The organism is Nitrospira sp. Ecomares 2.1 (genome assembly GCF_965152585.1).
On the sequence record NZ_OZ224219.1, the window covers coordinates 2912411 to 2924887 of the forward strand.

Here is a 12477-nt window from a genome sequence, read left to right on the forward strand (position 1 = left end):
AGTGCCGACGCCAGAATTCCTCTTTGAGAGGTCGGGCATTTCGGAGGCCGGTCCATCACACCCAAACCAGCGCCGGCAATTCATTGACCCCGCAACATCGATGCCAACGAACACTCATCCATGCTACAAACCCTAGAAGTCGTTACTGGAGGGGACTTCAGGAGATAGGCAGGAAGAAATGGAAAATCGCCCAACAGGGCAGAATGTCCAACACATTTGACATTCTTTTCAATGCGCGAAAAATTTCAACAAAAAATCAACCAGTTGTGCGTCCAAAAAAATGGACAAGAAAAAAACTAAAATGGGGATTTTGGGGACAAGAAAAACCGTGGCAGATTACGAAATGTGATAGTCCCGTATTTTGTTGTAGAGGCTGGAGCGACTAATACTCAAGGTGCGGGCTGCGCGGGTCTTATCTCCCTTCGCATCCCGAAGGGCTTGGAGGATTCTTGACCGTTCGGCTTCCTGACGAGCAGTTTTCCCGATCGAACTCAAATCGTTTTTGCCTGGTTGCAACGGATGATCGGCAAACAAGTCTTCTACTTCAATTGTGGAATGCCGGCTGATGACCACCGCCCGTTCAATCAAGTTTTCTAACTCCCGGACATTCCCAGGCCACGGATGCTGTGCCAGTGCCGTTTGGGCATCCGGACTGACATCCATCGGATCGCGCCCATGCTTTTTGGCGGATTGCACCAGAAAATGCTTCACCAACAGGTGGACATCTTCTCTCCGCTCCCTTAACGGCGGCACGGTTAGCGGGAGGACGGCGAGTCGATAGTATAAATCGGCACGAAACAACTTGGTTGCCACAAGACCTTCCAGAGGCTTATTGCCGGCGGAGATGACCCTCACATTCACCTTAATGGATACATTACTCCCCACGGGTTTGATTTCGCCTTCCTGCAAAACGCGAAGTAAACGGGCTTGGAATGCAGGAGTGGTATCGGAAATTTCATCCAAAAAAATCGTGCCGCCTTCGGCTTCTTCAAACAAGCCTTTTCGATCGGCAACCGCTCCGGTAAAGGATCCACGCACATGGCCGAATAATTCGCTTTCAAGCAAGGTTTCGGGCAATGCGCTACATTCCACCACAACAAAGGGCCGGAGGCATCGACGACTCAAGGCATGAATGGTTTTCGCCACCAATTCCTTACCGGTTCCACTTTCTCCTTGGATGAGCACCGTGGCCTCACTCGCCGCAATCAATCGAACCATTTCCACCAATCGTTGAATCGGCTCACTGTCTCCTATGATCGTCCGGGGAAAAGTCTCCGGGAAGGAATCCCCATGCTGCTGTAGTGACAGATCCGATGATACCTGGTCCGGTGGAGCCACCATAACGGTCTCACTCCCACGAGCCCCCATCAATATGGCAAAATGGGTCATGCCGGTCCCGCTTTTCAATGGCACCGCGCGTGGAAACGGACATCCAGGCGTGGCAACGGGAGAAGGGGACGGACAGGAGAATGTATCCTGAACTTGCATATCAGCCTGAAACAGTTCCATTGCGTGACAGGGGTCACAGGGAGTTTGAGGGTTGGAAACGAGTGAATCGGAAGAAGGAATGGATGGTGAAGGAATTAATGGGCAGTCTTTCGCAATTTTATTGGCCGCGGGATTGGCATACACTAATTCCTTCCGAGGATTGAAAATCACGACCGGCTCATCCAAATGATGCGCCAGAAACGTTAATCCTTCAATCCGCGCACTCAAGGACACGTCAGAATTAGAATCCTGATTCAGAAACGATCCGGCCATCGTTTACCCTTTCTGTTCTCGTTCACTGCCTCATGAAAAAGGAAGGTTCCCGCAGGGATGCACCAAACACATTTGACAAATCCACGCCTTCAAATCAAAGATTCGAAGAGGTTTTTCGAAATATCCATGGACACCACATTCCAAAGCTTTCGCTTTGGACTGACTATCTCCATACGCGGTCATCACAACAATCGGACACCGGGGAGCCACTTCCTGGAGCAGCCGCAAATAGGGAAATCCCCCTCCTGGCATTTTCAAGTCAGTCACAATCACATTCGGCACGACGGATTTCAACACATTCAAGGCCTCTGTCCCATTCTCCGACTCGATCACCTGACACCCTTTTTCTTGAAGGGTATCCACAAGCAGCTTCCGCATCGCTTCATCATCATCCACGACCAGAATGGTGCATGGTTGCCCGGTTGGTTTTACCGAAGAGTTGGCTGAGGACATTTTCACACTCTCCCGATGCAACCTGGCACTCCCCTCGAATAACCGAAAATGCTCATAATACCCATATTATTTAGCAAGTTCCGGGCCCCTGACATATACGAGGTGATGCTGTGGATTTTTTCTCCACCTGATTGAGGATCTTTTTATGTAACCTAAGCGAAATCCGGATTTGTCACCCAATAAAGTGGAGTATGGAAAATTGATGGCAACTTCAGCCTAATCATCGTCTTCGTCTTCGTCCTCTTCCTCAATGTCCAACTGTCCCCCACGATGGCATTTCAGACATTGAGCAAAATGCCCGAGTTGATGAGCGCCCTCTCCTTTCTGAATCAACCGTTCAACATACGCATTGCGTTGAAGAGTACCGTCGGGTTTCCCGGCCCTGGCTTGTATCACGTGGCAATCCGAGCAGGATGTCGCGCCTGTGGCCCGAAAAATTAATTCTCCATGAGGATTTTCCACCCTACCGATCGTTATGGCCGTTAACACACCCCGATGCTCCGTATGGCAGACCAGACAAGCTTGGCGGGTTTGAATGGCATCTCGATGCAATTGGCGAACATCCGGTTCGGATCGAGATTGAAATGCTTCCCAGGTATGACAGACCAGACACTTTTGCGGTGTGGGTCCTCTAAATGGTTCATGACAGGACAGACATCTCGCAATGTCAGTGTGATACCGGCTGAGATTTCCAGGTGCCCACAAGGCTTCAGTGTAGAGAGGAGAAGCCCAGGCCAGAGCCCCGATAACCAGACCTGTCAGAACCCAGATAAGGGGCACAACCCATGGTCGGGGACATCCCATGATTCAGAAGCCGCCGAAAAAGAGCGCTCCTCCAATGTGCAGCAGCGTGAAAGAGACAAATGCCCACGTTAAGGGGCCGTGAAGATATTTCCACCATCGGAGCGTCTCTTCTTGTAACGCGAGACCATGCAGATGCGCCTCGATCTCACCCTCATTCATCCCTTCAAAAGCCAGCTCATGCCGTCGTTCATACAATGTTTGAAACGCCAGATAATGCAAAGCCTGTCCCGTGATCCCACTCATCACCACCAGGACCATGGCAACAAGAGCGATGATCGGCACCAGAGCGTGAAAATGGACACCGGCATGGACAAAAATAATCAGCGGGCCAATAATGCCAAACACAATGTGTACCTGAAACCATCCGTGAGACCAGACCTGATTTGGATACATCCACCGCTTAAGGGGATACACAAAGGTCAGCCCGATGAATACCAATCCGGTCCAACCAACCAGGTGAGCCACTTGGGTGTGACCGAAGGGCCTGTCTGCTCTGACACTCAAGAGGAATTCCAGAAAAAGGGCAGCGGCCACGGTCAGAACAGCCAAACCAAGCACCAAAGCTGTACGACGGGAAAGAGACCGGATCATAAAGGATATTTCTCTTACCTCCTCGCAGCAGGTTCATGCATCGTTCAGGATGGCTGAATCAACACAGGAGAAGAAGGTGGGAGGAGCGCCCGTAATTTTGTTTCAATCACCTCAGGATCCTTGATGCCACGAAATCGCACGCTCCTTCCTGAACCCTCACAATGAACCACAAGTGTGCCGATTCCAAAAACCCTGGCTACCGGCCCTTGCATGACTTCAACCGATTTGAACCTCCTGAATTCCACGTTGGCCATGTCCTTTCCCGAATATCCATTCCTGAGCACAACTCGCTTGGAAGTGAGCAGATATTTGGCCCAATATCGCAGAACCACCACCACCCCCAACAACAGACCTGCTCCGACAAACCACATTTCCCAACCGGGAAGCCCTACACGTAGAAGGAAGAAACCTCGTAATCCCGTCCATAGGCTAAAAAAATACAGCCACGTAAATTGCCCCCACGAGGGATAGCCTTCCCAGATAATCCGTTCGGCATCTCCTGGCTTACTCATGTTTGTCGTCCTTTGTGTTTACCACCTGGAATATTGTTTCATCTTCAAAAAAAGGTCTCAACACACACATTAGTCCCACAAACACGACAACGTGCTGAATCATGATTCCACACATGAGGTCTCTCTTGCGACCTCCGTGCCAATCGCCTTTTAGGGTCGCGAAGCAGTTTAAAGGAGAAGAAGGAAATTGATCCTGCCCGAGACCAGGCTATTGACGACAAACGCATCACTGCCGGAGGGCCAATCTGTTGATTTTTGCCCCAATAAGAAGTGGATAGCAGAAAGGACCATAGCCAACCACGACCAGACCAATAGGTCTAAATGAGACAAACAGTGAGAAGGATTTCCGCAGAAGGGAGACACAACCAGGGAGGAAAGGGGCCTATGATGGTATGTGAGATCAGTTTGGAACAGAGCTCTGGAAGGTCCTGGGCGGACGCACTGCCTTGAATGCTTGCTCGCCGAGTACCACGGCTTAGAGCAAAAAACACTTCCTGATAGCCAAGGATAATTGCTTCAGCAGCTCAGATAGGGATACCCCATCTCGCTTGTCATTTGAGGCATGGATGGCGCACCTGATCCCACAAAAGCCTCCATCGGAAAAGCAGGCTTTTTCCCCATTGATCGCAAGGTCTCCACAATCCGTTCCGGACGGCCCCAGTCACTCCACGTCACATCATCAAGCTCCATAACTCCTAATTCGCTGGCAAGAGGTTGCAACATATGACGTGAAAAATTTTGTGTAGGCATATCCTGATAAATAGCATGGAGAGTCGACCCTTCGGCCGGAGTCCCGATCTGCCTTCGCAACCGTTCAAACCGCTCCATCATTTCAGGAGAGCACAACCATCCGGATTTCCACAGGGTCTCGACTTTGGTCACCAGCACCAGGGTGTTCCACAAGGCTCCCTCCGACATCAATCGCTTCCCATCACCAGCCTCCGGTTTCTCTACAAACGATTGAATCCGACGGATGGAAGTTCCGCCACTCCAACCGAGTACTCCTCCGACGGACATCCACCCATAATCAAGCTCCAGATGAGACGGCCGAACGCCCATGAGAATCATTCGGTCAGATAAAAATTCTACCCCGCGCACGGCCCGACGCACCGCAGCCACAAAGCGATCTTCGGGACAGATAAAATGATCGGCGGGCAAAAGAACCACGACTGCTTGAGGATCCCAGGCTTTCACGTAGGTAAGAGGAAGAAACACGCCGGGGGCCGTATCACAATTTCGGGGCTGAAAGATCAATGTGCCCTCGTCTTGTCTTGTACAATGATGTTCCAAACTCTGCTGATGAGTTCGCCCGACCACCGTTACTTTCTTCCGGGGCACACCGATTTGGTCGGCCCGGTCCCACGTATGTTGCAACATAGAACGAGTACCGACAAAGGTGCAGTATTGTTTTGGAACCGGATACCCGAGCCACTGCTGGATCGAGGGTTTGATACGTTCGCCTTCACCACCTGCCAACACGATGGACCACACGGAGGACGGTAGGGTTTGAACAGTCATGATGGATCTCCTCGAAATTGTAAAACGTAGCTAATGGAACATGCCCGATAGAGCAAAACCCACACTCGTTTTTCCAGACACAGCAATCTAATTAAATTGCAGATAATAGCGGAGGAGCCAAAAGTTAATATTACATTTCGAATAATTAATGAAAAGGTAAGCAATTGAAAGGCCAGAGTCAGAAGAATCCTTAATTCGTTGAATTTTCTATCTTTTCACCAAACTCAACACAGCCAAAAATGTGCGGAATCAAACAGGCTGAAGGTTTCGACCTTCATGGTCTGTAAACAAGAATTTCCAGGAAACTGTTGCTCAAACGTGATGGAGACATGGCATAGTTTTACGCACATTGGTGTAATACAAACATCGTGAACATCCAACCTTCCAGATAACTCGCTCAGCCCGTCATAAACGCCCCCCCCCCATCATCGGCCGGGGCAACCTGGGAGCATCGCCATCTATCCAGCACCATTCCTTTGCTTTTTTTCCGCATTGGTAACCAAACAGATTCGGGGATTCCTTGGGTGCACCAACCTATGGCATGAAACCAGCATAGGCTCATTACCATGCTTATTTTTCAGAAGTCGGGAAAAGTTCTTAGGCATTCTTAAAATGAATATATTAATTACCTTAGTTCATTCACCTGTACTGACCAAAGGATCGTTCCATGAAATTCATCTCGTATGTCCTCACGGTAGGTCTTAACATCATCCTGATCACTCCGGCGTACAGTTATGAGTCAATCGCGGTCTCCAATGGGGGCACGATTACCGGGAAGGTGACCTTGGCGGGAAAAGAACCCCCGGCATTGGCCTACAGTCTGATTACCAACCCGGACACCGATTTTTGCGGGCGGATTTCCACAGGAACGGGATGGCGTCTCGTGGATGAATTTCATGTGGCGCCGGATGGCGGGCTTCAAAATACTGTGGTCTTTTTGGAGGGTATTACGCAAGGTAAACCCTTTCCCCAAACAGATCCAGCCAAAATCGCGGTGGAGGATTGTCTGTTTACACCCTGGGTCTCCGTTGTGCAAAACGAACAACCATTGCACATCGTCAATATGGATCCCATTATTCATGATGTGCAAATTTATGAAACGGCGCCATTCGGCTCAAAAGTCATGCTTCATCGCCCGCTCCGGCTCAACCCATTCCATCCTAAGAACAGAATCAAGGATCATCAACACAACCCTGGAGAGGCGATGGTCGACACGGTTGAATTCTCCCAGGGCCGCAGAATCTTATACTTGGAATGCGGATTTCACACCTACATGCAAAGCTGGGGAGTTGCGGTAGACAATCCGTATTACGCCATTACCGATGCTGAAGGAAAATTTACCCTCCCTGATGTCCCGGAAGGAGTCTATTCGCTGTTGGCCTGGCATCCGGGCATGGGAGGATTCATCAAAATGGAAGTGGTGATTTTAGCCAACGAGACATTGAAGACCAGAATGGAATTCCAGAATCCGATCGACCGGCGCATGGCCCACAATACGATGTTTTCTAATTATCGGTTTGGTACCGAGGTCCTGGAAAAAGAAGGAGCGGTTTATGATGTCCAGGCGACGCATGAAACCCAGGACATCCTCAGCGACCAACATGGAAAAACCGCTAACAAACATTCAGGCCACTGATGCTTCATACATCTAAGAACCTGGCTAGTCATTTTAGGAAAAGGCTTTTGATGAATGTTCTTTAATGAGAAACTAAATAAAAATCAGTCGGCCGTAATCTCTATGGTTTGCTTTCAATAGGTCTAATTGGTTTAAATAGTATGGTGAGTGAGACCTGACTGAATAAGTCCGGTCCCATTCTTTTCAACTCGCCTCGACAGAAAAAAACTCGCCCCCTTTCCCCTCTCCCCGGGCTACTTGCCTGTTCTTCCATTGGGTAGGTCCGCTGAACAAAAAAGCAAGGCTAGCGGCAGCCGGTAAGTTGCGATAGGCTGCATCTTTTGAAAAACACTGCGAGGAATGCATCAGACATGAAAAAATTGATCAATATTGTGGCAGGAGAAAATATTCCGTATATCAAAGAAGCATGTGCCGGCCTGGGGAACCTCACCCTTTTGCCAGGACGGTCCATCACCTCCAACGATTTAAAAGACACGAACGTGATACTCATTCGATCCATTACGAAAGTTGATGAGACCTTATTGAAAGGCACTCCTGTCGAATTTGTCGGGTCAGCCTCCGCAGGAGTGGACCACATTGATATAGCCTACCTCAAAGCCCGAAATATCGGCTTTACCTCGGCAGCCGGATCGAATGCCAATTCGGTGGCCGAATATGTTCTGGCGTCCTTATTGTTCCTGGGAAAGCAACAGAGTTTTTCACTCAATGGCAAAACCATTGGCATTATCGGCGTCGGGAACATCGGCAAACTGGTGAAGACCAAAGCAGAAGCGCTTGGGATGGTCCCGGTTCTCCATGATCCTCCCCTGGCAGATTCGGGCCAGGTCGAGCACCGCTCGTTAGCCGAAGCCCTCAGTTGTGACGTGGTCACGCTCCATACGCCATTAACCACCGACGGCCCCTACCCGACCTATCACATGCTCAATGAACAGACACTCCAATGGCTCAATCCAACAGCGATCTTCATCAACGCCGCCCGTGGAGAAGTCGTGGAGACACAGGCGCTGCTGAACGCCATCACAGAAAATCGTGTCGGGCCGACCATCATCGACGTCTGGGAAGACGAACCCGATATTAACTGGGACCTCTTTCAAGCCGTTACGATCGGCACACCCCATATTGCCGGCCACTCCCTCGATGGCAAAGCCAATGGCACCTTTATGATCTATGAAGCCTTGTGCAAACATCTGGGGATATCCCCCGCATGGAATCCTGTCCAGGTGCTGCCCACACCAACCGTCCCATCTTTAACCATCGACTACCACGAGCAATCCGATGAAGAGTTGATTCAGGAAATGGTCGCCACGATCTATGACCTGGAGGCCGATTATCATCGCATGCAAGAACTGCTGGCCATTCCTCAGGAAAAACGGCCTCAATGCTTTGATGAACTTCGCAAAAATTATCCCGTCCGCCGGGAGTTCCACCGGACCAACGTCACGCTCCCGAAAAATCAGGAGAGGCTGCAACAGCTCCTTGCAGGAGTAGGCTTCTTGGAATTCAGCGAAGAAGGATAAATTAGATAAAGGCAGGTCAATTGCTTTGAACCTATTCGTCCTGGGCTTCGCGTCCGGCGAGGCAATCCAAGCTTCTATTCTAAGGAAAGCCCAAAGGGAATGCGCTATAGAGCTGCCGGCAGAAGGATTGAATTCTTACCTTCTATTTAGGTACCGCCCTCTTGTTGGAAGGGAAAAAGAGAAAGATAGACGGTATCCGCCCGCTTCTTAATCCACTGAAATCGAAATAACGTGCGGATTTGACTGGAGTACTGCCCAATATTCGCCTCTTGCCAGAGGCCTTCCGCAAAATAACGCCGATTCTCTCCCTCACTCAGGAATCCTGCGAACTTCTTATCGGTCACAAAGCTCACCGCCCAACTGTTCGTCCAACTTGGATGACAACGCTGAACATAGTCATCGACCTCAAGAAGTAACGAGGTCATTCCCTCCAGATCCGTCATGATGGATTCGGACGCGAGGAGAAACAGCACATCATGCCCTTGAGGAATATCGATAAGACCAATACGGCTTTCCAGTGCCACACAGGCCTGGTGGTCAATGGAATACACATCCGGTTGGCCGGGATCGCCTTTTGAAATTGTGAGGGTATTGGGTGAACCGGGTTTGCATACAAACTTTAAGTCAGACGGGGGACAGTCCCACTGCAATTGCACACCTGCTTGCTCAATATCATCTAACAGGGAAGGAATCCGTGGATTTAAGGCCACCCTATTCTGAATCGATTCGCCCGGCACGAGCGGAACTATTTGTGATCCGAACCTCCCGATCGGAATGTTCTGCTTGATAGGACTCTTGTGCGCATCCAAACGGGTGGCCGAGAGCCAGGTAGAACCATCCGTGGGATTCCAGGGCAAATCCCGAACATCCACGCTGACCGGCTCATCACTGATATTGGTTAAATGAACATGTAGTTCATACAGATGTTTGCCGGGCTTCTTTAAAAACACCTCCATCGCCAACGGCAACCGAGGCTCTTCCTCAGAATCTTCCCCCACACTGAATGGGGGGAATAACAAAATGGTCAAACACCAAATACCAAAACTTATTACAAGACAACGAAATCGGTTCAAGAAACTATCCTCGCCTAGGCCGTCACCAAATCCCCATTTCATCTTTAAAGCATACTTCAAAGACACTCTGAACAAGATAGGGCCTTTTCAGACGAATGGTCAAATTCAATCAGAAGGAGAGGTAAATTTGCAATGTCAATCATGTGACGAAGGGTCCATTTTGTACAAAAACATTTCACTAGAAAAGGTAACTACATTCAATACAGGTGGTTGGATTCGATCTAGCAGAAAAACAAAGTTTGCGACGGATGGCTTGGACCAAGGACAAGCGTAATTGAGGATGGTTTCAGAAATGCCACGGTCAATTCCATTTGAACCACCCAGTTGCTTAATGAATGCTCCAGACTATCCATGCCTTTCATTCCAGGAAAATTCTGACTGGTTCGGTAGAGGTGGCCAGAGTTGTACAATAGATCCGGCTCTCGGCCTCAAAGGGCTTCTTGCCTTAATGATACCATTGAACCATAGTCACCGGTTAGTCAATACCGCTAAACATCCCTAGGCTTGGCCCCACATTCTGGTCCTTCCTCACCTTTAGGCAACTTTCATGGTGGTTCAATATCGTGGGGGGGTAAGGTAGTGTGCCCAGAAAGACAGGGCAGCAGGAAGCTGACCTTTTGTAAAATTGGTTTCTTCTTCACTAAATTGGACACTTCACGTCTACCCAGGGAGCTTTTCCGGAAAGGGCTACCACGGCACGAGGCTCTTTAGCTCCTGGACCCATCTCTCCTTGAAAAACGATAGTCCATTGGATTGGCTTAAAAAAGGACAGCTGACTAAGCAAAAAATATATTCTCTCTCCCAGTTCTATGTCCGTTGGTCCTATAGGACCTTCGCCCGTGGACACACGCGATCCATTGGGTAAGTCATAATAGAAAGCCCCTTGCCCCTCCAAGAGTAAATTTGAGGGAACTTCAATGTCCACTTCCAGATGCCCGCCAGGCTGGAAAGTTCCATCGGGGTTCGAACACATTCTATATTCGCTCTTTTTCAACAATATATCTCCTCTAAAAAAATAGGAGAGGACGGCGGCGGAATAGCCCACCGCCCGGGGGATGAGATTTTGGGCTTGGGCTTCATAGACCACATCATCCAACTTTAGTTGGCCTAACAGATCCAAATTTGTGTTGGTTAATAAAAATTTAGCTACAGCCTTATTTCCTGTAAGTTTGGCTGTCCGAGCCCCGAAGAATGCAGCGCTTCCTAGTCGAGGAAGGGTCAGATAAGGAGAAGGGATGGGGGCCGGAACCAATTCAGTGACCGTAGGATATTTAATTTCGGCATTAAAGATACTTGCCTGTCCAGGAATCGTGTCATCGGTAAAAAAATTGGCATTGGTATATTCCGTTACACCTATGTCTGTGCCTAGTGTAACCTGTGGATTTGACCCGGAATACACATTACGATCAAAGAGATTCGAAAACGGTTCAGCACGAGTGGCACCAACTTGTTCCAACATAGAAGGATTGGGTCGGAAAATGCCCCCACCGATATAGGAATCGACGCTTTTTCTTTCCATATAGTCATGCAGACCGTCATCGAAGGGGTGCGGATCATCACGAACGTGGGAGGGATTAGCCGAATCCTGCAACAAATGCATCACCTGGCCCAGCGCGCGAAAGGTTTTCCCCCAATATTTGTCTCGGTCATCCTTGCTCTCAGACGTCAGTGCTTTAAAATAATATTCGCGTGCATCACTCCAAGACCATTCTTGATCTCCCAAAGCACGAAGACTCCAGTTGATGGAAGAATCAAAAGTCCCGTTTAGTAGTCCCCTATTTGTGATAGGCTCATGGAAATGTCTAAGGTACCTAGGTGCATTATCTTCATTACCACTCCCTTGGATCATCAAGTCTCGTGGCCTTCCTCCCATAACGGATGCATTCAACCCCCCTTCCAAGCCCAAATTGTTTATGAGATAAGCATTCAGCTCAGCTTCATTTATCTTAATGGCTTGTTCTGTAAGTTCCCTATGAGTGTTCACTTCCCAGGCCCCAACCTTACTATGGGGGAAAAGAGTCGCTATCACGACTAACAGAGAAAACAGAGCACGATTCAATGATATTGCCAGCCTTAGATACTTAAGAAGAATTGAGAGACAGAAAAAATGAGAGCAAAAATTACGAAAAATTTTTCTTTGCAAAGCTACCCTTTTAAACCTGCCGCAAATAAACATAGGTTTTTCTCCTTCTAACACAAATACTTTTCAATCCAAACGAAAATTAGGAAAACTATCTCGACACCAAAGTTCACTTGCATTGAGAACAACTGTCGCTTTTCTTAAGACGTCCCAGTTAAAAAGCATCCCTCAAAAAGCCCACGACCCATCCCCCTAGTGCGTATAGAACTGTACCGCCCAAAGAGTAATACAATATATATCCAATTGTGGAAGTAACTACTAAATGCTCAAGGATGCCAAAGTTCACTTCTAATAGAGTTAAAGGAAAATCAAATAACAAAGTTAGCCAGCCAACTCCTTCGACCCCTTCTGTCCCTAATCCATGGATAATCAGGGGAAGTACGACGACGACAAAATGAAATGCCATTCCAATCAATGCGTACGTGATAGATCGGTTATACTCTGGTAAAATCTTTCGCATGTAAGATCTTTT

General features: G+C 48.8%; 11 protein-coding genes. 2 read left to right on the top strand and 9 right to left on the bottom strand.

All coding sequences use genetic code 11. The features are described 5' to 3' along the window. Positions 1 to 336 precede the first annotated feature (336 nt). The 6 genes from ACWHYD_RS12795 to ACWHYD_RS12820 form a co-directional block, all read right to left on the bottom strand. The gene (locus tag ACWHYD_RS12795) at positions 337 to 1761 is read right to left on the bottom strand and encodes a sigma-54 interaction domain-containing protein (RefSeq protein WP_447962421.1); all 1425 of its coding nucleotides are present in this window, start codon (positions 1759 to 1761) and stop codon (positions 337 to 339) included. 30 nt (positions 1762 to 1791) lie between these two features. Next, positions 1792 to 2214 (bottom strand): response regulator, encoded by a 423-nt coding sequence (locus ACWHYD_RS12800; RefSeq protein ID WP_447962422.1) that lies wholly within the window; start codon positions 2212 to 2214, stop codon positions 1792 to 1794. 216 nt (positions 2215 to 2430) lie between these two features. Further along, complete coding sequence (locus ACWHYD_RS12805) at positions 2431 to 3018, bottom strand: hypothetical protein (protein WP_447962423.1); 588 nt, start codon at positions 3016 to 3018, stop codon at positions 2431 to 2433. A 3-nt stretch (positions 3019 to 3021) separates the two neighbouring features. Then, on the bottom strand, positions 3022 to 3609 hold the full coding sequence (locus tag ACWHYD_RS12810) for a hypothetical protein (RefSeq protein WP_447962424.1): 588 nt from the start codon (positions 3607 to 3609) through the stop codon (positions 3022 to 3024). A 44-nt stretch (positions 3610 to 3653) separates the two neighbouring features. Then, positions 3654 to 4121: a PH domain-containing protein gene (locus ACWHYD_RS12815; protein WP_447962425.1), complete on the bottom strand. Its 468-nt coding sequence runs from the start codon at positions 4119 to 4121 to the stop codon at positions 3654 to 3656. Between the two features lie 516 nt (positions 4122 to 4637). After that, positions 4638 to 5639 carry a sugar phosphate nucleotidyltransferase gene (locus ACWHYD_RS12820; RefSeq protein ID WP_447962426.1) on the bottom strand — a complete coding sequence of 334 codons (1002 nt, stop codon included), beginning with the start codon at positions 5637 to 5639 and terminating at the stop codon, positions 4638 to 4640. 667 nt (positions 5640 to 6306) lie between these two features. On the opposite strand from ACWHYD_RS12820, the gene ACWHYD_RS12825 reads away from it, so the two are divergent. Continuing rightward, the gene (locus tag ACWHYD_RS12825; protein ID WP_447962427.1) at positions 6307 to 7275 is read left to right on the top strand and encodes a carboxypeptidase-like regulatory domain-containing protein; all 969 of its coding nucleotides are present in this window, start codon (positions 6307 to 6309) and stop codon (positions 7273 to 7275) included. Positions 7276 to 7625: 350 nt separating this feature from the next. Beyond that, positions 7626 to 8792, top strand: coding sequence for a 4-phosphoerythronate dehydrogenase (locus ACWHYD_RS12830; protein ID WP_447962428.1), 1167 nt, complete (start codon positions 7626 to 7628; stop codon positions 8790 to 8792). A gap of 146 nt (positions 8793 to 8938) precedes the next feature. Here the strand turns inward: ACWHYD_RS12830 and ACWHYD_RS12835 are convergent, their stop codons facing one another. The 3 genes from ACWHYD_RS12835 to ACWHYD_RS12845 form a co-directional block, all read right to left on the bottom strand. Then, positions 8939 to 9865 (bottom strand): hypothetical protein, encoded by a 927-nt coding sequence (locus ACWHYD_RS12835; RefSeq protein ID WP_447962429.1) that lies wholly within the window; start codon positions 9863 to 9865, stop codon positions 8939 to 8941. A gap of 640 nt (positions 9866 to 10505) precedes the next feature. Further along, positions 10506 to 12062, bottom strand: a complete 1557-nt coding sequence (locus ACWHYD_RS12840) for a hypothetical protein (protein ID WP_447962430.1) — start codon at positions 12060 to 12062, stop codon at positions 10506 to 10508. A 97-nt stretch (positions 12063 to 12159) separates the two neighbouring features. After that, a complete protein-coding gene (locus ACWHYD_RS12845; protein ID WP_447962431.1) occupies positions 12160 to 12465 on the bottom strand; it encodes a hypothetical protein in 306 nt (101 codons plus the stop codon). Positions 12466 to 12477: the final 12 nt, after the last annotated feature.